At 41.6% G+C, this 20,759-nt stretch carries 16 protein-coding genes and 7 tRNA genes; 5 read left to right on the forward strand and 18 right to left on the reverse strand.

Features of this window, described 5'->3' with window-relative positions:
• Positions 1–1,788: a glycosyl hydrolase family 18 protein gene (locus tag ACTNB3_RS13870; RefSeq protein ID WP_427808432.1), complete on the reverse strand. Its 1,788-nt coding sequence runs from the start codon at positions 1,786–1,788 to the stop codon at positions 1–3.
• Positions 1,789–2,281: 493 nt separating this feature from the next.
• A complete protein-coding gene (locus ACTNB3_RS13875; RefSeq protein ID WP_427808391.1) occupies positions 2,282–2,500 on the reverse strand; it encodes a hypothetical protein in 219 nt (72 codons plus the stop codon).
• Between the two features lie 400 nt (positions 2,501–2,900).
• Here ACTNB3_RS13875 and ACTNB3_RS13880 point away from each other — a divergent pair, with 400 nt between their 5' ends.
• On the forward strand, positions 2,901–3,674 hold the full coding sequence (locus tag ACTNB3_RS13880; protein ID WP_427808389.1) for an adaptor protein MecA: 774 nt from the start codon (positions 2,901–2,903) through the stop codon (positions 3,672–3,674).
• A gap of 62 nt (positions 3,675–3,736) precedes the next feature.
• On the opposite strand, the gene ACTNB3_RS13885 is transcribed toward ACTNB3_RS13880, so the two are convergent.
• Both ACTNB3_RS13885 and ACTNB3_RS13890 read right to left on the reverse strand, forming a co-directional pair.
• On the reverse strand, positions 3,737–3,943 hold the full coding sequence (locus ACTNB3_RS13885; RefSeq protein ID WP_427808387.1) for a DUF1858 domain-containing protein: 207 nt from the start codon (positions 3,941–3,943) through the stop codon (positions 3,737–3,739).
• A gap of 513 nt (positions 3,944–4,456) precedes the next feature.
• Positions 4,457–5,383 carry a C40 family peptidase gene (locus ACTNB3_RS13890; protein ID WP_441026339.1) on the reverse strand — a complete coding sequence of 309 codons (927 nt, stop codon included), beginning with the start codon at positions 5,381–5,383 and terminating at the stop codon, positions 4,457–4,459.
• A 334-nt stretch (positions 5,384–5,717) separates the two neighbouring features.
• Between ACTNB3_RS13890 and ACTNB3_RS13895 the strand changes: the two genes are divergently transcribed.
• From ACTNB3_RS13895 to trhA, 4 genes are all read left to right on the forward strand, one after another.
• Positions 5,718–6,104: a Fur family transcriptional regulator gene (locus ACTNB3_RS13895; protein ID WP_427808383.1), complete on the forward strand. Its 387-nt coding sequence runs from the start codon at positions 5,718–5,720 to the stop codon at positions 6,102–6,104.
• A 130-nt stretch (positions 6,105–6,234) separates the two neighbouring features.
• Positions 6,235–6,777 carry an NADH peroxidase gene (locus ACTNB3_RS13900; RefSeq protein ID WP_427808381.1) on the forward strand — a complete coding sequence of 181 codons (543 nt, stop codon included), beginning with the start codon at positions 6,235–6,237 and terminating at the stop codon, positions 6,775–6,777.
• 87 nt (positions 6,778–6,864) lie between these two features.
• A complete protein-coding gene (gene rbr / locus ACTNB3_RS13905) occupies positions 6,865–7,401 on the forward strand; it encodes a rubrerythrin (RefSeq protein WP_427808379.1) in 537 nt (178 codons plus the stop codon).
• Positions 7,402–7,585: 184 nt separating this feature from the next.
• Entirely contained in the window at positions 7,586–8,233 is a 648-nt protein-coding gene (gene trhA, locus ACTNB3_RS13910; protein WP_441026341.1) for a PAQR family membrane homeostasis protein TrhA, read from the forward strand.
• 4 nt (positions 8,234–8,237) lie between these two features.
• Here the strand turns inward: trhA and ACTNB3_RS13915 are convergent, their stop codons facing one another.
• The 14 genes from ACTNB3_RS13915 to ACTNB3_RS13980 form a co-directional block, all read right to left on the reverse strand.
• Entirely contained in the window at positions 8,238–8,519 is a 282-nt protein-coding gene (locus ACTNB3_RS13915) for a GIY-YIG nuclease family protein (protein ID WP_427808375.1), read from the reverse strand.
• Between the two features lie 85 nt (positions 8,520–8,604).
• A complete protein-coding gene (locus ACTNB3_RS13920; protein ID WP_427808373.1) occupies positions 8,605–9,363 on the reverse strand; it encodes a peptidoglycan DD-metalloendopeptidase family protein in 759 nt (252 codons plus the stop codon).
• Between the two features lie 55 nt (positions 9,364–9,418).
• Entirely contained in the window at positions 9,419–10,312 is an 894-nt protein-coding gene (locus ACTNB3_RS13925; RefSeq protein WP_441026344.1) for a SpoIID/LytB domain-containing protein, read from the reverse strand.
• A 56-nt stretch (positions 10,313–10,368) separates the two neighbouring features.
• Complete coding sequence (locus ACTNB3_RS13930) at positions 10,369–12,837, reverse strand: glycogen/starch/alpha-glucan phosphorylase (RefSeq protein ID WP_441026346.1); 2,469 nt, start codon at positions 12,835–12,837, stop codon at positions 10,369–10,371.
• Between the two features lie 21 nt (positions 12,838–12,858).
• Entirely contained in the window at positions 12,859–16,014 is a 3,156-nt protein-coding gene (ileS, locus tag ACTNB3_RS13935; protein ID WP_441026348.1) for an isoleucine--tRNA ligase, read from the reverse strand.
• 439 nt (positions 16,015–16,453) lie between these two features.
• A complete protein-coding gene (locus ACTNB3_RS13940; protein WP_441026350.1) occupies positions 16,454–17,968 on the reverse strand; it encodes a D-alanyl-D-alanine carboxypeptidase family protein in 1,515 nt (504 codons plus the stop codon).
• An 18-nt stretch (positions 17,969–17,986) separates the two neighbouring features.
• On the reverse strand, positions 17,987–19,702 hold the full coding sequence (locus ACTNB3_RS13945; protein WP_441026352.1) for an ABC-ATPase domain-containing protein: 1,716 nt from the start codon (positions 19,700–19,702) through the stop codon (positions 17,987–17,989).
• A 96-nt stretch (positions 19,703–19,798) separates the two neighbouring features.
• Positions 19,799–19,871, reverse strand: a tRNA-Lys gene (locus ACTNB3_RS13950).
• Between the two features lie 29 nt (positions 19,872–19,900).
• Positions 19,901–19,973, reverse strand: a tRNA-Phe gene (locus tag ACTNB3_RS13955).
• A 4-nt stretch (positions 19,974–19,977) separates the two neighbouring features.
• Positions 19,978–20,051, reverse strand: a tRNA-Met gene (locus ACTNB3_RS13960).
• A 38-nt stretch (positions 20,052–20,089) separates the two neighbouring features.
• A tRNA-Tyr gene (locus ACTNB3_RS13965) sits at positions 20,090–20,171 on the reverse strand.
• Positions 20,172–20,175: 4 nt separating this feature from the next.
• A tRNA-Thr gene (locus ACTNB3_RS13970) sits at positions 20,176–20,248 on the reverse strand.
• A 7-nt stretch (positions 20,249–20,255) separates the two neighbouring features.
• A tRNA-Val gene (locus tag ACTNB3_RS13975) sits at positions 20,256–20,328 on the reverse strand.
• 59 nt (positions 20,329–20,387) lie between these two features.
• Positions 20,388–20,461 (reverse strand) — tRNA-Asp (locus ACTNB3_RS13980).
• Positions 20,462–20,759 lie beyond the last annotated feature (298 nt).

The following is a 20,759-nucleotide window of genomic DNA, read 5'->3' on the forward strand; positions in this document are numbered from 1 at the left end:
TTAGTTCACATACTTTAAGATCAATTCCCAGATATCAGATGTCTCGAATCCGATCTTCCATGCAGCTGTTCCTGCCAGTTTATTTGCCTTCATCAGTTCCAGCTTTGCTTCCAGAGACTGTGCATCCTCCAGCCAGATCTTATAGGTCGCACCATCCGCTCCTGTCCACTCTGCATAATTCTGCTTTACAGTATCATCCCATACTGCAGTCACACCTGCTTCGCTGACTTTTGCGGCAGCTGCCTTCATTCCCATCGCCTCACTGGTCACTTTCATGGGGTAATTAGCAGCTTCTGTGCCCTCCTGCTCTGCAAGTTCTTCTTCCGTCTTCGGAACTTCTTTCCAAAGTCTCGTATAGAACGGAACTGCATTGATAAGTTTTTCAGCCGGAATATCTTTAAGTGCTTCTTCGATTCCTTCTTTAACATATTCATAAGAAGCCACCGAACCAGCTTCATAAGAGCCACTGAAGTGCTCATCATATCCCATAATGATCACATAATCTGCAACAATTCCCTGTTCTTTTCTGTGATAATGCTCATTGTATCCTTTCGGGACATAATTGTCCACAGACAGTACCAGATTATTGATTCGGCATTTTACAGATAATTCTCTGATAAACTGAATATAATGTTCGCCCACTTCCTTCGGTATCTTTTCAAAATCCACATTGATTCCGTCAATACCGGTTTTCAGTGCTTCTGATATCAGCTGATTCTCCAGATTTTCTCTGGCTGAAGTATGACTGAGCAGCTCCATCTGATCAATATTATCACCGAAATTATCTACCAACGCCCACACATCAATTCCTGACTGATGTGCATAATTAACATATTCCTGACTTGCAATGGAATTCAGATTTCCATTATTGTCCGCAACCGAAAACCAGGTTGGAGACAATGTAGTAAGTCCTTTCGTATTTGCAATCGTCTCAAGAACTGTACTGTTCGCTGTAGTACTCGCCACCTGATGCCATGCAAGGTTGATCGTCTTATCGGAAGTAATGCTGGTAAACTCTTCCTCCGTAAACTCACGGGATGTAATCTCGGTGGCTTCCTTACGCAACATAGAAGCTCTGAGATAACCAATAATCCCATCTTCTGTCCGCACTTTTTTCCATCCCTCTACCTGATCGATCACGGTCACTTTGTCACCTTTTTTGACCTCTGTCAAAATCGGGCTCTTTGCCCCGCCTTTCAGACGAATACGTGTGTCCCGTTTAAGAACAGCAGTCGTTGTCTCACCAAATTCATTGACAATCATTACTCTGTCCGGATTCTCATAGACCTGATAATCCATATTTGTGTATTGCTGCACAAAATCAGCCGCAATATATGCTGTGCTTCCGTTCGTTTTTAAAATGACATAGTCTTCACTTTTCGTTTCTTTTGAAATTGTATAATCTTTACTTCCTACACTTGCCCGTACCATTTCACGAGGCAGGGTATACAAAAGAATATTTTCGTTTGGATCCCAGTAAAAGCGATCATTCAGATAATCTCTGACCACTTCATAGGACAGATAAAGATGACCGTCTACTCTCATTGCTCCGGCTTCGATTACTTCATTATTAATAGTAATTCCGACTTGTTCTTCGGACTCAATGCCAAAATACTCATTCAGATCATATTTTTCTTTGGTCGGCCCATATTTATTCCAAATCAGGGCACCGCCCACAAGTCCTGCTGCCAAAATACATAAAAGTAAAATGATAAGGATCGGGCTGATTCTCTTCTTTCTTTTTTTTCTCCTTCTTCTGGCATTCTTCCCACTCGAGGTTCTTGCCATCTCCTGACTTCTTCTGCGGCTTTCTGCCTCTGTACGTTCCGCTGTTCTTCTCACCTGTGCTGCACTTTGATTCACTTTTCTCTGTGTTCGTACTGCCTGTTCTGCCGGCCTTCTGTCAGAGTTTGTCCTCCTCTGGTTTCGCGCCGCATTCCCCGAAGCAGAACCTTTCGGTGTAGTTCTTCTGCCTGTCGTACCTGACTTCTTATATCTTATATCCGCATCAGAAGGAATCTCCCGTCCTGACCTTGTGCTTCTTGTCTGTCTTTCGTCCACACTGCACCTCCTGGTAATGGCTTATTGGCATAGCCTGAGAAGGCTATGATATAACTCACATGTATGTGCTAATTATATCATAATTTCTATTCTTTTGTATAAATTTCATTAACTATTTCAAAAACTTAGCCGAGGGGTCTGCTCTGCAGTGTTTTTTTATAATTATTTTATAATTCTTACGGGTTTTTCCGCGTTTTACGCTCTCAAAATCCCCAAAACATCATTTTATTTTTACTTTATAGAAATCAAGCTCCTGTACCATACCATTTTCATCCACGATATAATCACGCATATAGTTGCTGTCTTCCCTGACCATATGAGCAGATACAATCTGCAGCGGGCTCGCCGGAAGTCCGTCAATCTGCATCCGTATCCCGGATCGCTCATATTTTGTCAATTCTGTAAACAGTTCCTGATAATTTGTATCATTGTTTTCCATGAATCCCCCTATCTTCCCGGCATCTTTTTACGGCAAAAAGCGACCATAAGTTTTTTGTGATATACTATTTTTCTGCTTTTTCCGACGACAAGGAAACACTTTCAGCCGGATATTGCTTTCCTCTATATTGTTTTCAGGTCTTGATTGATAAATTGTCTGATACGACTTACATGGTTTTAGACGCTTGTGTGCGAAATGCGCTAAATCACGGATTAAAATGTACCGTCAATTTGAAATAGATTTTTAAGATAATGATTTTTCATTTCCTTGTAGCCCCATTATAAAAAAACATTTATTTTATTTCAAGTATTTTTTTAATTTTGTTTACATCTTTTCGATTTTTGTTTATACTAATAGTGATTTACTATAACTTTTAATTGTGATAGGAAGTGATGACAACATGAAGATAGAGAAAATTAATGATAACCAGATACGCTGCACGTTGACCCATGCCGACCTGGCAGAGCGCGAACTGAAGCTCAGCGAACTGGCATACGGCACCGAGAAAGCAAAATCACTTTTTCATGACATGATGCAGCAAGCCGCACATGAATTTGGTTTTGAAGCTGAGAATATACCTTTGATGATCGAAGCCATCCCTGCTTCTTCTGATTCTATCGTGCTTATTATCACCAAAGTCGAAGATCCTGAAGAACTGGACACCCGTTTTTCCAAATTCTCACCGCTCCCGCTTGGAGAAGCTCCTGACAAGAAGAAGAATTCCATGCTCGACCGTCTGAAGAAACTGGAAGGCGCAGACGAATTTCTCGATCTGCTCCGCCACGTAACAGATGCTATGAGTGATCTTCCCGAAGATGTGCCGGTTGCACCAAAAGATACCACTGAAACTACTGCAGCCAAAGAACCTGAAGAAAAAGTTCCCACAATCCGCTTTTTCTCATTTGCCACACTCGACGGCGTTATTCAGGCATCCAATCTGCTCATCGAGATGTACGAAGGTTCCAGCACTTTATATAAAGATGAGCGAAATGATCTATACATTTTGGCTCTTACACAAGCTGCACATAATACTGTTGACTTTAACCGGATCTGCAATATGCTTTCCGAATATGGTTCATCTGAACCGGGAACCGGAGCTTCCCTCGCATTTCTCGAAGAACACTGCGAGATTATTGCGTCACAGAATGCCGTACAGACACTTGGAAATTTATAAGATACCATATTATAGTAATAAAAGGACACAGCAAATCGCCGTGTCCCTTTTATTATCTCATCTTATGCATTTGCTGCCAGAAAAGCATTGATCTTTTCAACGAGAAGATCTCCGTCTAATCCATGAACCATAGCTGCCTCTTCCAATGTCTCAGCCTGAGCTCCCGGGCATCCAAGACAATGCATTCCAACTTCCATCAGAATCGGGGCTGTCTCCGGTGCAACATTCAACAGCTCACCAATTGTCATATTCTTATTTACTTCTTTCATGAGAAATTCCTCCTTCGATTTGATCTGTCTTTACACTCAGATATTTTTTATTATACTACCGATTATTTCAATTATCAATAATAATGTCCTATTTCTGTTTTGCACATATGAGTACGAAATATATACAATTCAGATAAATTGAGCAGTCAATTTTCACTTCTTTTTGACTACTTAAAAGTCAATCATTTTTTCAATTTCTTTCGACAAAATGTGATTTTTATTAATTATACCCAAAACATCCGTTCTGTTTTTTATTCAAAGTTGTCCACCAAAAACATATGTTTTTGTGTGGATAACGTGGATAACTCTTCTTTCATTACGTTTTTTCCACGTTTTTTGGCCTTTTGAGCGTGGATAACTTGGATAACTCATTTGGGATAACTTTTACATCATTTTCTTTCTTTATACAAATTCCCCATACATTTCGACACAAAATTTGAAACAAAAAAAATCCGAAATTTTTATTCCGGATTTTTCTGTCTGACTTTTCACACTGTTTTAAAACACCTTCGTCTATAATACTCTTCTGACTGCCAGTATGGTCGTATAAGTGGCTGGTGAGATTCCAATTCCCTGCGCCGGATTCATTGCATTTACAATTTGACCATTTCCTATATAGATTCCCACGTGCCCATCATAACAAATCACATCTCCGGATATTGCCTCCTCATAACTTACACCGACTCCCGCACTTCGCTGTTCGTATGAAGTTCTCGGTAAGGTAATTCCAAAATGTGCAAATACAGATTGAACAAATCCTGAACAATCCGCCCCGTTCGTCAGACTTGTGCCTCCCCACACATAGGGATTTCCTATGAACTGACAGGCATATGCGACGACTGCCTGTCCGTCTGATTCTTTCTCTTTAGCCGCTGCTTCCGCCGCAGCACGCTCTCTTGCTTCTTCTTCTGCTTTCGCCTCTTCCTCAGCCTGCAGCCTTGCCTCTTCCTGCTCTCTGGATTCCGCATAAGTAAATGGATCTTTCCTTCCTTCACTTTCTGCTTTTTCCACCAGTTCTTCTGCAAGCTCCTCCGATTCCTGTCCGATCGTAATATACTCGGTCTTTACATACCCGGTCACCTCACCGGATTCTACCGCAGTCCACTCTCCGACCGGCCCTATAATCTTCGCTGCATATCCCGGATAAAGCTTTCCGACATACTCGCTCTCTTTCGTTGGCTGACTCCTTATATATAAGAAGGTAGTGACATCGGCAAACGCCATATCTAAATACTCACCCTTATTTGACGGCACCAGATAATCTTCCACTTTGATTTCTTTATTTTGTGAATAGCAATCATTCAGCACCGCTTCAATTCCAACTCCCGGCATATTTCCGGACGATATTTGCTCCACGTCCTCTGCCATCACCGGCATTACCGGGAATGCTGCTCCCAGCAATGTAACCAGGAACAATCCTCTTCTAAGATTTGAATGCATAAATCTCCCTCCTTTATGTATTCTTATCTTTTGTAAATATTACAGAATTGTTACATATGTTACGCTGATATTATATCAATCACATATGCTTTTGTCAACCAAATAGCCAAATTTCTCTTCGTCAAAGAATTTTCCATTTCTACTTTTTTCGAAAAATAAGCATATAATTATTACAAATTGTTACAATATCTTTTAACAGTATTTACATTCTTCAGAACTTTATTCAATTTTATACATTTTTATTTTGTGTATTTTAATTTTATTGACAATACTTCTTTTTTCGGATATTATAATTTTAATAACTGTTATCATTATCAAAGAAAGGAGAGTTCATGTGGCAAATTTAAAATACAGCAGGCAACGTGAGGCCATCAAAGAATATCTTTGTTCAACTAACTGTCATCCGACTGCCGACTCTGTTTATATGTATGTAAAACAAGAATTTCCAAATATCAGTCTTGGAACTGTATACCGCAATTTGAATCTTCTGGCTGATTTGGGTGAAGTGCTCAAACTCACGACCCCCGATGGGGCCGTCCGTTTTGACGCCCATACCTCACCGCATTACCATTTTTATTGTAAATCATGTGGAAAATTCATCGACATGGGCATTAATATAGAAGATCTGAATGAACTTGCATCCCGCAATTTTGACGGCAGTATAGACTCACACGATATTATTTTTTATGGAATTTGCGGAGATTGCACACACAAGTCATAATAATATTTATGATAAGATGATTAAATTTTCCAATATCTATTGACAATGTTCATAATTTGTGGTAACTTAATATCAGTAACTATTACTGATATTTAAAGTTAAAAATAAATAAGAAAAGGAGATTACAATCATGAAAAAATTTGTTTGTACAGTATGTGGCTACGTTTACGAAGGAGAAGCAGCACCGGAGAAATGTCCAGTTTGTGGTGTTGGCGCTGAGAAGTTCAAAGAGCAGGCCGGCGAAAGAGAATGGGCTGCTGAACACGTTGTAGGTGTTGCTAAGGGTGTTAGCGAAGACATTCTTGCTGATTTAAGAGCAAACTTTGAAGGTGAATGTTCCGAAGTTGGTATGTATCTTGCAATGGCAAGAGTTGCTCACAGAGAAGGATATCCGGAAATCGGATTATACTGGGAGAAAGCTGCTTGGGAAGAAGCTGAACATGCTGCAAAATTCGCTGAATTATTAGGCGAAGTTGTAACAGACAGCACCAAGAAGAACCTTGAGATGAGAGTTGACGCTGAGAACGGCGCTACCGCTGGTAAATTTGATCTTGCAAAACGTGCAAAAGCTGCTAACCTTGACGCAATCCATGATACAGTTCATGAAATGGCAAGAGACGAAGCTCGTCACGGAAAAGCATTCGAAGGTCTGTTAAAGAGATACTTTGGCTAAAATAATTTAGCAACTCTTAAGGACTGTAGATTTCTTTCTACAGTCCTTTTTTTAAGATAAATGGAAGAATAAAAAGGAGAATTTATTATGTCTAAATATGCAGGAACAAAAACAGAGCAGAATTTGCTGGCAGCATTTGCCGGAGAATCTGAAGCACGCAACAAATACACCTATTATGCTTCTGCTGCCAAAAAAGCAGGATTCGTACAGATGGCAAATATTTTCGAAGAGACCGCTAACCAGGAAAAAGAACACGCTAAAATGTGGTTCAAAGAATTCCATGGCATCGGAAATGTAGAAGAAAATCTGGCTGACGCTGCTGCAGGCGAGAATTATGAATGGACAGAAATGTACAAACGTATGGCTGAGGAAGCAAGAGAAGAAGGCTTTGAAGAACTGGCCGCCAAATTTGAGCTTGTTGCAGAAGTAGAAGCATCCCATGAAAGACGTTATAACAAATTACTTGAAAGCTACAAAGCTGGAAAAACATTTGAAGGAGAAGCTCCTCTTGGATGGAAATGTAATAACTGCGGATATATTTACATCGGAGAAGAAGCTCCGGAAGTATGCCCGGTATGTGCTCATCCGAAGGCTTACTTTGAAAGAAAAGTTGAAAATTACTAGAAATACTCTTAGGGCTGGCAAATTGCCAGCCCTTTTTTTGTTTTACATTTTCCTCTTGCATTTTCCGAATAAAAGGTGTAATATTCACATATACTTAATGTAGTTTTGAAAACTACATGTAATAATATAACCATTTTAACGTTTATTTATATGTTGTCATATACTAAATAAGGGAGGAATCATTATGACCAGACATATCAAAGACCCCGGAAGTGCAATCACCCATTTTATTGGAATGCTTATGGCAATTTTTGCAGCTGTTCCTCTTCTCATCAAAGCGTCACACGAGCCACAGCGGATCTATCTCATATCACTCACCATATACGCCGTGAGCCTGATCCTTCTGTATGCCGCAAGCACCACCTACCACACATTTATCTGCTCCGAGAAGCTTACAACCGTATTAAAGAAAATAGATCATATGATGATATTTGTCTTGATAGCCGGAAGTTATACCCCGATCTGCCTGCTGGTCCTGGAACGCAGAACCGGCATGATGCTGCTCGCCCTGATCTGGGGAATCGCTGCCATCGGGATTCTGATCAAAGCTTTCTGGGTATACTGTCCGAAATGGGTTTCATCCATTCTTTACATCGGAATGGGGTGGACCTGTGTACTTGCTTTCAGCCAGATTCTGAACAATCTGACCCGAAGCGAATTTGCATGGCTTCTTGCGGGCGGCATTATTTACACGATCGGAGGAATCATCTATGCATTAAAGCTCCCGATCTTTAACAACAAGCACAAGAATTTTGGCAGCCACGAGATTTTCCACCTGTTTGTCATGGGCGGAAGTGCCTGCCATTTCATTGTAATGTATTCATTATTGTAGATATTTACTCCATTGAATCACAATTATTGTCAGAAAGAGACGGTTCATACTCTGCTATGAGCCGTTTCTTTTCTTCCCGGCTCATTCTCTTGATATGATATTCGCGGCTCATAGCCTCTTCTTTCGTCTGAAATTTCTCCATATAAACCAGTTCTACCGGTCGTCTGGACTTCGTGTATTTCGCGCCCCGCCCTTCATTATGTGCCCGGACCCTTTTTTCGATATCATTCGTCCAGCCGGTATAGAGCGTTCCGTCCCTGCATTTTACGATATATGTATAGTTCATTTTACCTGTCTCCAAAAGAGAGACGAAACATTCCGGATTTCTATTTTTCCGGCAATGTTCCGCCCTTCTTCATCCTTTTTGATCTTTAGTCTTCCAGATCCATATAATCCATAGGATCCACCGGTTGACCGTCCTTTCGCATTTCGAAATAAAGGTTACATCCCTCAACACTGTAATATTTGGTCGGCTCACTCAGATATCCGAGTACAGTTCCGGCCTCCACGTAATCACCGACATAGACTGGTACTTCTTTGAGCTGACCATAAATACATTCATATCCGTTACCCATATCCACAGTGATCGTGGTACCTGTCTGAGGAAGTACATCAATCGATTTTACGATTCCGGGAGCTGCTGCAATAACATTATCATTGACTGCACCCGCAATGATGACTGCCGGATTGTATTTATACTGATCCAGCGTCTGAAAATACACGGTTTTATCCATGCTGTAGCTCATCATCACATTCCCGTTAACCGGCCACAGAAGCTGGTCCGACTCTGTAAAATAGACCTGTGCCGTCTCTCCTGCCGTCTCCGTCACCGAATCAGTGTTTTCGGTTTCTTCAGTTCCTTCCGCAGTCTCATTTTCCGGCAAAGCTTCATCCGAAGTATCTTCCTGCTTTGCTTCTACTCCGTCTGTAGAGTTAGCTGCCTCTGCCATCTCCTTCTCTGCCTCTGCCTGTTCTTCCTGCTTTGCGAGCTCCAGTTCTTTGCTTGTTTTCTCCTTGTAGCTGTTCCATGTATAGGCTCCGGTAATCGCAATAACTGCTGAAAAACAGATTGCCAGAGCATAAGCCGCCTGTTTTTTCCCTTTCTGAGAAAGTCGCTGTTTCTTATTCATATTTTATCACCTCTGACAATATTTTTGCCAGAAAAACAGAGCCTTATTCATTTTTTTATGAAATGTCTGTGCTTGTGACAATTTCAACAACTTCCTCCAGAGTCGTTCCTTCAAAAAAATAATTTAAAATATCCTGATAAGAACTGCCGTCTGCTGCCATCTGTTCAGCCGTATACTGGCTCATTCCGAGTCCATGCCCGATTCCTTTCGAAGTGACCCCGATCTGACCGTCAAATTCCTGCAAAGTAAAGCAGGACGAAGCGAGATGATATGTATCCCGGAATGCCTCCCCTTTTACGGTTTCTTTCCCACAACGCACTTCCGTCACATATCCAGCACTGTCCGTTCCCGTGACCTCCATATCCGTTCCCTGGATCATCTGTGTCGTCATGGCATCCTCAGATTCCACGTCCGCGGGACATTCCTTTACCTGCAGATACGGGTATTCTTCCGTTCCCAGAACTTCTGCCGCAGAACGTGTTTTCCCATTGCTGAGCTTATGATACGGTGTAAGAGCCGGCATTCCATTGTAAATTAAAATCTTCCCTTCCGTGTCATTCCAGGCTTCCTGAATACGGTCATATTTTTCTGCATAGTCACTGGCTCCCCAGTTGCTCTTCATCTGACTTCTTGTCCAGTACCCCTTTTTTAGAACCGTTTCACTTCCTTCTTCCTGTATGCTTTTACAGATACTTGTCCGAATCAGCACTGCCTGTGCCTTCAACGCTTCCATACCGGCATCCGCATCCATTTCTTTTGCCAAAACGCCTATCCCATACTCATCGAGCGTCAGTTTGACTGTCTTCTCATTTCTTTCTACTTTCACATAAATTGAAGCAGTTCCGACTGATGCTGTCATTTGACTTCCATTCAGAAAAACCGTTATAATATAAGGCAAAAGTATCATAATAACAAGAAAATACCCTGCCTGTTTGATCCATTTCTTCATATAACAGTAAAACCTCCCATACCACTGTATGAGAGGTTTCCCTGATTTATGAATTCTTATTCTTCAGGTTCAACAGTAACTTTATCAAGTTTCCAGATATCATCCACATATTCCTGAATTGTTCTGTCAGATGTGAATTTACCGCAGCTTGCAGTATTGAGGAGTGCCATTCTTGCCCAGCGGTCCGTATCACGATATGCCTCTTCTACTCTCTTCTGCGCTTCTGCATAAGGACGGAAATCCTTCAAAATGAAATACATATCCGGTCTCGGACTTCCCTGTGTATTAAGCAGAGAGTTGTAAAGGTCACGGAACATTTCATGATCTCCATGAGAATAGGTTCCATCCATAAGCTGATCTACTACACGCTTCAGTTCCCAATCGTTGAAATAAATTTCCTGCGGATTGTATCCACCATGGTTTTCGTAATTAATAACTTCATCAGAGCTGAGGCCGAAGATAAATGCATTTTCGATTCCCACTTCTTCCACGATCTCAACGTTTGCACCATCCATAGTTCCGAGAGTCGGAGCTCCGTTCAGCATAAATTTCATGTTTCCGGTTCCAGATGCCTCTTTTGAAGCGGTAGAAATCTGTTCGCTGACATCTGCAGCTGCAAAGATCCACTCTGCATTAGATACACGGTAATCTTCAATGAAGACAATTTTCAGTTTTCCATTGATAGAACGGTCATTATTTACTACTTCTGCAACAGAGTTGATCAGCTTGATGATCTGTTTTGCACGAATATATCCTGCGGAAGCCTTTGCACCAAAGATAAAGGTTCTCGGATAGAACGGCATTTCCGGATGTTCTTTAATCTGATTATACAGATACATAACATGTAAAATGTTCAGAAGCTGACGTTTGTATTCATGAAGACGTTTCACCTGTACATCAAAAATAGATCTCGGGTCAACTTCCACTCCATTGTGTTCCAGAATATAAGCAGCAAGACGCTCTTTATTCTTATATTTGATGTCCATAAATTCAGCTCTCGCCTTCGGATCATCAGCAAGTGGTTTTAACTTAGCCATTTCAGAAAGATCGGTGATCCATCCGTCTCCGATATGTGCGGTTACCCAGTCAGCAAGGAGCTGATTTCCATGAAGAAGGAATCTTCTCTGAGTAATACCATTTGTCTTGTTATTAAACTTATTCGGCATCATCTCATAGAAATCTCTCAGTTCCTGATGCTTCAGAATCTCTGTATGAAGCTTTGCAACACCATTTACAGAGTAACCTGCAACGATTGCAAGGTGTGCCATCTTCACCTGTCCGTCACGAAGGATTGCCATCTTTGCAACTTTATTCTCGTTACCCGGATACATCTGACGAATCTGCTCTACAAAACGGCGGTCGATTTCCTGCACGATCTGGTAAACACGCGGAAGCAGTCTTGAGAACAGGTCGATCGGCCATTTTTCAAGCGCTTCTGACATGATTGTATGGTTTGTATAAGCAACCGTTTTCGTGGTGACATCCCATGCTTCGTCCCATTCCAGACCTTCCTGATCAATAAGAAGACGCATTAATTCGGCAACTGCCACGGTCGGATGCGTATCATTCATCTGAATCGTTACTTTCTCGTACAGTTTGCGGATATCGCTGTGTTTCTTTTTATATTTTTCAATCAATGCCTGCAAACTTGCTGACACGAAGAAATACTGCTGTTTCAGACGAAGCTCTTTTCCTGCATAGTGATTATCGTTCGGATACAGAACCTCTACGATATTCTTAGCCAGGTTTTCCTGTTCGATCGCTTTATGGTATTCACCACGGTCGAAGGAATCAAGTTTAAATTCTGTAATCGCTTTTGCATCCCAGATACGGAGCGTATTGACTACATGGTTTCCGTATCCAACGATCGGCATATCGTACGGAATTGCAAGTACGGATTCATAGTTTTCCTGAATATAGTAATTTCTCTTTGTCTTCTCGTCGTATTCAACGCGGATCGTTCCGCCGAAACGAACTTCTTTTGCATACTCATCACGGCGAAGCTCAAACGGATTACCGTCTTTCAGCCAGTTATCCGGTGTCTCTACCTGATAACCATTCTCAATTTTCTGCTTAAACATACCATAGCGATAACGAATTCCGCATCCATATGCTGCATATCCCAGAGTTGCAAGAGAGTCCAGGAAACAAGCTGCCAGACGTCCCAGACCACCATTTCCAAGTGCTGCGTCCGGTTCCTGATCTTCGATTGCATTTAGATCGATTCCCATCTCATCGAGCGCTTCTTTTACTTCCTTGTAAGCGGTCATATTGATCAGGTTATTACCAAGTGCGCGTCCCATCAGAAACTCCATTGACATATAATAAACAGTCTTTGGATCTTCTTTCTCGTATGTCTTCTGTGTTGCAAGCCAGTCATCCACAATTGCTTCTTTCACTGCATAAGATACAGCCTGAAAAATCTGCTGTGGTGTTGCCTCATCGATTTCACGACGATACAGTGTACGCACATTATGCTTTACTTCTTTCTTAAATGCTTCTTTCTCAAATCTTTTACTATACATTATGTTCTCCCTTCGTAAGCTTTAGTTCTTTTCTACTCCCAGATTAACTGTTTCACCGTTGATCTTCCATTCCTTTACATGACCTGCCGGAACAGCTTTTTCAACGCTGACCGCCAGAGTCTCCTGTCCGATTTCATCGGCAAATTTTTCAAATACAGACTCTGCTTTTTCGCTTCCGTCATATGTTACTTTGATCTTATCTGTTACTTCGAAGTCTGCTTCCTTGCGCATTGTCTGGATCTTACTGATGATTTCTCTTACAAAACCTTCTTCCAGAAGTTCTTCTGTCAAATTCGTATCGAGAACAACCGTAATTCCATAATCACTCTCAGATACATATCCTTCTGCCTGACTCATATCAATCAGAAGGTCTTCCGTAGCCAATACAACCTCCTGCCCATTCACATCAAGCTTCAAAACACCATTTGCGTTCAGTTCATCCATTGCTGCATTTCCGTCAAGATTATTCAGTGCGTTCTTGATTCCCCCCAGCAGCTTGCCATATTTCGGTCCTACCGTCTTAAGCTGCGGCTTGAATGTATAAGAAGTAAATGCACGAACATCTTCCGTAATTTCCATTTTTTTCACATTCAGCTCGTCTGTAATGATATCCTGATAAAATTCCGGAAGTTCTCCAATTCCTTTTACAAACATCTTGCCGATCGGCTGACGGTTTTTGATGTTTGCAGTATTACGGCATGCACGTCCCATAACAACAATTTTGAGGACCTCATCCATATTTTCTTCCAGATTTTTATCGATATATGCATCATTGGCAACCGGGAAATCACAAAGATGGATACTTTCCGGTGCGGTTTCATCAAGACTTCTCACCAGATTCTGATATATCTCTTCTGTCATAAACGGAATCATCGGCGCTGCTACCTTGGAAACAGTAACCAGTGCAGTATACAGGGTCATATACGCATTGATCTTATCCTGTTCCATTCCTTTTGCCCAGAAACGTTCACGGCTTCTTCTTACATACCAGTTACTCATATCATCTACAAAATCCTGAAGTGCTCTTGCAGCTTCCGGAATTCTGTAATTTTCAAGATTGTCATCCACTACTTTGATTAAAGTATTCAGCTTAGACAGCAGCCATTTATCCATTACGGACAATTTATCATAATCCAATGTATATTCTGCTGCATCAAAATCATCAATATTTGCATACAGTACAAAGAATGCATAGGTATTCCACAAAGTTCCCATAAATTTGCGCTGGCCTTCCATAACCGCTTTTCCATGGAAACGGTTCGGAAGCCAAGGAGCACTGTTCACATAGAAATACCAGCGGATCGCATCTGCTCCGTATGTCTCCAGAGCTTCAAACGGATCGACCGCATTACCCTTTGACTTACTCATCTTCTGTCCGTTTTCATCCTGAACATGTCCCAGAACGATAACATTCTTGTACGGTGCCTTATTGAAGATCAGTGTTGATATCGCAAGCAGAGAATAGAACCATCCTCTTGTCTGATCCACCGCCTCTGAAATAAAATCTGCCGGGAACTGCTGTTCAAACAATTCTTTATTTTCAAATGGATAGTGATGCTGCGCAAACGGCATAGAACCACTGTCGAACCAGCAGTCAATAACCTCCGGTACACGGTGCATCGGCTTTCCGCACTTCGGGCAACGGATCGTTACTTCATCGATATATGGACGATGCAGTTCAATATCATCCGGACAATTATCTGACATTTCTTTTAATTCAGCAATACTTCCGATGGAATGCTGATGTCCGCATTCACATTCCCAAATATTCAGTGGAGTACCCCAGTAACGGTTACGGCTGATTCCCCAGTCCTGAACATTTTCCAGCCAGTCTCCAAAACGCCCTTTACCGATACTTTCCGGAATCCAGTTGATCGTATTGTTATTTGCAATCAGATCGTCTTTGACATCCGTCATCTTGATGAACCAGGATTCTCTCGCATAGTAGATCAGCGGTGTATCACATCTCCAGCAATGTGGATAACTGTGTTCAAACTTCGGAGCATCGAAGAGAAGTCCGCGGCTTTCCAGATCCTTCAGCACTTCCGGATCAGCCTTCTTTACAAACAATCCGGCAAACGGAGTCGTCTCTCCCATATTTCCTTTTTCATCAACAAGCTGTACAAAAGGAAGATCATATTTCCGGCCTACCTTTGCATCGTCCTCACCAAATGCAGGAGCAATATGAACCACTCCGGTACCGTCTGTCAGAGTAACATAGGTATCGCATGTCACAAAGAAAGCTTTCTTGTTCTGCTTTGAAGCACAATCATATGCGCACTGATAAAGCGGCTCGTATTCTTTGTATTCCAGATCCTGTCCTTTGTATGTCTCCAGAATCTCATATGCCGGCTTTCCTTCTTCTGCAAATTTTCCAAGAATCGTGTCCAGAAGTGCACATGCCATATAATAAACATTACCGTCCGCACATTTTACTTTTGCATAATCTTCATACGGATTTACACAAAGTGCGATATTGGAAGGAAGTGTCCATGGTGTTGTCGTCCATGCCAGAATATAAGCATCCTCGTCCTTCACTTTGAATCGAACAATCGCAGAACGTTCTTTGACATCCTTGTACCCCTGCGCTACTTCCTGTGCAGACAGAGGCGTTCCGCAGCGTGGACAGTAAGGAACGATCTTAAATCCTTTATAAAGAAGTCCCTTATCCCAGATCTGCTTTAAAGCCCACCACTCGGATTCAATGAAATCATTATCGTAAGTTACATAAGGATGTTCCATATCCGCCCAGAACCCTACCGTACCTGAGAAATCTTCCCACATACCTTTGTATTTCCAGACACTTTCTTTGCATTTGTTGATAAACGGTTCCAGACCATATTCTTCAATCTGATCCTTTCCGTCCAGTCCCAGAAGCTTTTCCACTTCAAGCTCTACCGGAAGACCATGAGTATCCCAACCAGCTTTACGAGGAACCATATATCCCTTCATAGTGCGGTATCTCGGAATCATATCCTTGATAACACGTGTCAGCACGTGTCCGATATGCGGTTTTCCATTCGCAGTCGGAGGACCATCATAGAAGGTATAGGTCTCTCCTTCTTTCCGGTTTTCCATACTTTTTTCAAAAATATGATTATCTTCCCAGAATTTTTCAATTGCCTTTTCTCTGTCAACAAACTTCAAATCTGTTGACACTTTCTTGTACTTGGCCATGTCAGTACTCCTTTCATAATCTTCAGCCTTTTCTGTTTCTTCACCATAAGATACGCAGTGAAATAAATATAGGTTAGCTGACATCCTATAATAAAAAAAGCTCTCCTCCTGTAATAGGACGAAAGCTTATGCATCGTTAACCACCTGTTACTGCATACCAACATATGAGTTTCCTATAACGGAGGAAATACCGGCATCCCTTACTCATATACCACTTTCGGGGACTGCAACTCAGAAGTGATATTCGAATATATCCTACTCGCACCGGTCTCTCACCATCACCGATTCGCTTTGTCTTTGAAATATATTCTACTGTCTTCGTCATAGTTTTTCTCTTTTACGTAGCTATTATAATAAAGAAACCCTTGACGAGTCAAGGGTTTCTTGGATTTTCAGCTTTTTGACGGATTTTTCCTGTAAAATTCCGCAGTTTGTATAGTTATCGTTCATATCTGTCTCTGGTATCTCTCCGGCTTCTTTCTCGCCTTCTTTCACCCGACATCTGCCTATATTTTTCTTCCTGCTGTCTTTTGCGCTTTCTGGCAATTCTGCGACGCCTCTGTACCTCTCTTTTCTTCTTCCTTTTAACAGCAACAGCCAGTAAAAACAGAAAAAAGATGATTCCCAATATGACAATCCCCGCAACGATCCATATAATCCATTTCCAGACACTGTTTTCTTTTTGTTCTTCCTTCTTTTCTTCTGGCTTCATCTCCGGTTCATTCTTTTCAAGATACACATCACTGAATTGGACAGATGCCGTCCCAACCAGATGGCCGTCATAAGTATACTCAACGATTCCCGCCGTTTTATCATTAGAATCAGGGATCAGTTTCATCTCAAGACTTTCAAATTCCACACCGGAAGGAAGTAACACATATGCATTTTCATCGATACTCTTAATATCTTCCGATTTCTCTCTTTCTTTAATACTAACCTTCTGGAAATTGTCAAATCCATAATTCAAAAGTGCCTCTGTATCTGAATAAACATTTCTTCCATGTGTACGTAGAACAACACAAATCAGTCTTCGATTTCCATCGTCTGCACAAGTAACCAGAGTGTTCAATGCCAGATCTGTATAGCCTGTCTTTCCCGCAATGACCCTCGCATCATAATACTCATTTCCCTCATAAAACATCTGATGCTTTTGTTGAAACGTTCTTGTTTCTGATGTCAAATTCGTTGCGGGAATCGTATACTGCATTGTCTGACAGATCTCCTCAAATTCCGGATGATTATTCAAAAGCTCCCTTGTGATCAACGCCATATCCCTTGCTGTCGTATAGTGATTCGGATCCTCCAGTCCGTTGGTATTGACAAAATTGGAATTCAGACCTCCCAACTCTTTACATCGGGAATTCATCTCCTGTATGAACCAGTCATATCCCTCCCCTATACTCTCACCAATTGCATATGCGGCTTCGTTTGCTGATGCGAGCAAAACCGCATACAGCGCGTCTTTTAAAGAAATCTCTTCCCCCGGATTTAATCCAATGTGAGCATATCCATATCCAAGACAATTGATACAATCGTCTGTCACCGTGACCTTATCATCTAATTGTCCATTTTCCAATGCAATCAATACTGTCAAAATTTTTGTAATACTCGCAGGATAGCCCTTTCCATCAATATTTTTCGCATACAGGATAGCTCCACTCTCTGCATCCATCACAATCCCGGCCTCACCATATGTCTTAGGTCCTTCCGGCCAATCCTTCCATGCATTGGAATCTACTGTCATCTCGTACGCCTTCTGAGTGGCTGCCTCTTCGGCTTCCGAAGTCTGAGAAGGCTCACTTTGCGTCATATCAACCGGCTTTGTATCTTCCGCATTTCCATATAAAGGAATTGCACTGCTAAGAAGAAGCACTGTAACCAAAAATGCGGCAATGCGTCTCCTGTATTTTTTTTCTTTCGCCTGATTTTTCAGAAAAAAATCTGCATAATTCATAATAACCCCTTATAACTCTTACAACAATCCCCTATAACGATTCACACATGCGTAAATATCCTGTTTTCGAATCTGAGCCATCCCGGACGGGATATACGTTCCCTGGCACAAAAACTCTAATCCACATATCCGAAGCTGATTCCATAATTTTTCCACAAGCACATCCACATTCTGTTCTTGTCTCTCCATCTGTTCCAGTAAATATTTCAAACAATGAGAAAGCGTCGTCGTTTGTTCCGAATCCAGTATCTGCTCCACATATTTCAAATCCACAGTATCTTTACCAATTGAAAAACTGTCTTTTCCAAACTGCTTGATTTTCACCTGGTCTCTTTTTTTATCAAGGCGTTTCGATCTGGCAATCCTGCGAAATTTATCTTTATCAAAAATAACACTGATCGGAATTTTTATTTCTGCCTCTATATTATCTTCCGGAACCTTTGCAATCACTTTCTTGACTTTTTCCGTAATATCAAATGTCTGATAATTATCCATCTGCAAAATCTTATCCGCAATATAAAAATAGGATCCCGAACTTCCTGCAACAAGAACAATCGATATACCGTGCTTTTCATTTAACTCCCTCGCCTGAAGGGTAAATGGTGTAATCGGCTCTTTATCTCCCGAAACAACAGTCTGCATAAGGCAATCACGGACCATGAAATTCGTAGCACAGGTATCTTCATCAATTAATAATGTTTTTGCTCCTGATTGAACCGCTTCTACAACATTCGCCGCCTGTGAAGTTGAACCACTTGCATCTTCTGTTGAAAAATCAACGGTATTTTTCTTATTTGGCAAATCATTAATAAATGGAGAAATATTAACATGAGATACTGCACGACCATCTTCTGCTCTGATTTTAACAGCTGTATCATCTGTAATCACATATTCCCTCCCATCGCCTGCTATATGATTATAAATTCCATGTTCCAGAGCTTTTAACAAAGTAGATTTTCCATGATATCCCCCTCCGACAATCAATGTAATTCCTTTCGGGATTCCCATTCCCTTAACAAGTCCTGCATACGGAAGCTTCATTTCAACTTCCATACTCGCAGGTGATTGAAATTTCACTGCATTTTTCATCGGTCTTTGAGAAATACCACTTTCTCTTGGAAGAACAGACCCGTTTGCCACAAATGCTACCAGATGTCTCCTAATCAGTTCTTCTCGTATTGTATGTTGATCTTCTGCCAGTTCAACTACCCGACGAACTTCATTCTTATTAATATTCTCATAGAATAATGACTTCTTAACAGCATCAGGAAGATACTCAAATAAAATCTTTTTTAGCTCATAAGCATTAATCGTCCGTCCGTTTGCCGGAAAGCCAACTTCAAACCTTACCAATAGATCTCCATTCTCAATTTTAAATGCTGTTCTCTCCAGTATCTCCTGACCACATCTGCTGATACCAATCAATCCACTCTTTCCTGATCCCTTTGCCTGAAACGTATAAGAAGAGACAGACTTAGTAAATAATCTGGTCAAATGATCCTGAAGAGCAATCCTTTTATAATCTGTATCATACATAGTAAGAGGAAAACCAGCCTGATCCTTTTTCACCTGAATGCTTAACTTAGAAGGTGCAGCAAACGGGTCTCCCTGTACATGGTCAATATGAAGTACAAATCCCGCAAATTGATAACTTCCTTTTAATTCTTTATAAGCAGGATACCCTTTACGGTTAATACTCATTAACATCTTATCTAATTCTACAGATGATTTCATTGTCTTCACTACCTACCTTCCTGCAAATTACTATCACTATCATTGTATAAAGAAAAAACCGCATTACTGTTAGAAACAATAATACGGTCTAAAAAATGAAGCATCGGGGATTCGAACCCCGGACAACTTGATTAAAAGTCAAGTGCTCTACCGACTGAGCTAATGCTCCATCCAGTTTAAATTGTCTTGGTAGACAAGTGCCCAGAGCCGGAATCGAACCAGCGACACGAGGATTTTCAGTCCTCTGCTCTACCGACTGAGCTATCTGGGCGAAATTGCGGGGGCAGGATTTGAACCTACGACCTTCGGGTTATGAGCCCGACGAGCTACCAGACTGCTCCACCCCGCGATAATTTATTTAATTCAATGTACATATAAAATGTACAATGGATGGAGGAGGATTCGAACCTCCGAAGGCGGTGCCAACAGATTTACAGTCTGCCCCCTTTGGCCACTCGGGAATCCATCCAAAAAGCCGATGATCGGACTCGAACCGATAACCTGCTGATTACAAATCAGCTGCTCTGCCAATTGAGCCACATCGGCATATCTATGGGACCAATAGGGCTCGAACCTATGACCCTCTGCTTGTAAGGCAGATGCTCTCCCAGCTGAGCTATGATCCCATAACATTAACACCTCATCAATAATCTGAGGCAGCTCTCACATTTTGAGTAAGAACTAGCGACCCGAATGGGACTCGAACCCACGACCTCCGCCGTGACAGGGCGGCGCTCTAACCAACTGAGCCATCGGGCCTTACTTAAAAGGTATATATACCTTCAAAACCACATACAAAGTTTTATCTCTCCATCCATTCTTCCTATCCTACCATTTCAAACTTACTTTCCGCGGAAACCATTCGAGAACTTCGTTCTCTCATTGTCCATTTGGTAACAAATGGACACGCATTCCTGCAAGATCCGCTCCGGATGCAAGCATCCTTCCCGTCTCTTCCACTCATGCTTTTCCGCTTCTTGCCTGTTTGCTCAGGTTATGCCCTCGACCGATTAGTAACAGTCAGCTCCATGCATTACTGCACTTCCACCTCTGCCCT

Origin of the sequence: Bariatricus sp. HCP28S3_D3 (genome assembly GCF_052065755.1) — a bacterium.
GTDB lineage: Bacteria > Bacillota > Clostridia > Lachnospirales > Lachnospiraceae > Allocoprococcus.

Coding starts and splice junctions, on each gene's coding strand:
- trhA (WP_441026341.1), top strand. CDS start 7,586: ATGACCAGACATATCAAAGACCCCGGAAGTGCAATCACCCATTTTATT.
- ACTNB3_RS13915 (WP_427808375.1), bottom strand. CDS start 8,519: ATGAACTATACATATATCGTAAAATGCAGGGACGGAACGCTCTATACC.
- ACTNB3_RS13885 (WP_427808387.1), bottom strand. CDS start 3,943: ATGAAAGAAGTAAATAAGAATATGACAATTGGTGAGCTGTTGAATGTT.
- ACTNB3_RS13880 (WP_427808389.1), top strand. CDS start 2,901: ATGAAGATAGAGAAAATTAATGATAACCAGATACGCTGCACGTTGACC.
- ACTNB3_RS13920 (WP_427808373.1), bottom strand. CDS start 9,363: ATGAATAAGAAACAGCGACTTTCTCAGAAAGGGAAAAAACAGGCGGCT.
- ACTNB3_RS13930 (WP_441026346.1), bottom strand. CDS start 12,837: ATGTATAGTAAAAGATTTGAGAAAGAAGCATTTAAGAAAGAAGTAAAG.
- ACTNB3_RS13940 (WP_441026350.1), bottom strand. CDS start 17,968: ATGAATTATGCAGATTTTTTTCTGAAAAATCAGGCGAAAGAAAAAAAA.
- ACTNB3_RS13925 (WP_441026344.1), bottom strand. CDS start 10,312: ATGAAGAAATGGATCAAACAGGCAGGGTATTTTCTTGTTATTATGATA.
- ACTNB3_RS13875 (WP_427808391.1), bottom strand. CDS start 2,500: ATGGAAAACAATGATACAAATTATCAGGAACTGTTTACAGAATTGACA.
- ileS (WP_441026348.1), bottom strand. CDS start 16,014: ATGGCCAAGTACAAGAAAGTGTCAACAGATTTGAAGTTTGTTGACAGA.
- ACTNB3_RS13890 (WP_441026339.1), bottom strand. CDS start 5,383: ATGCATTCAAATCTTAGAAGAGGATTGTTCCTGGTTACATTGCTGGGA.
- ACTNB3_RS13945 (WP_441026352.1), bottom strand. CDS start 19,702: ATGAAATCATCTGTAGAATTAGATAAGATGTTAATGAGTATTAACCGT.
- ACTNB3_RS13900 (WP_427808381.1), top strand. CDS start 6,235: ATGAAAAAATTTGTTTGTACAGTATGTGGCTACGTTTACGAAGGAGAA.
- ACTNB3_RS13870 (WP_427808432.1), bottom strand. CDS start 1,788: ATGGCAAGAACCTCGAGTGGGAAGAATGCCAGAAGAAGGAGAAAAAAA.
- rbr (WP_427808379.1), top strand. CDS start 6,865: ATGTCTAAATATGCAGGAACAAAAACAGAGCAGAATTTGCTGGCAGCA.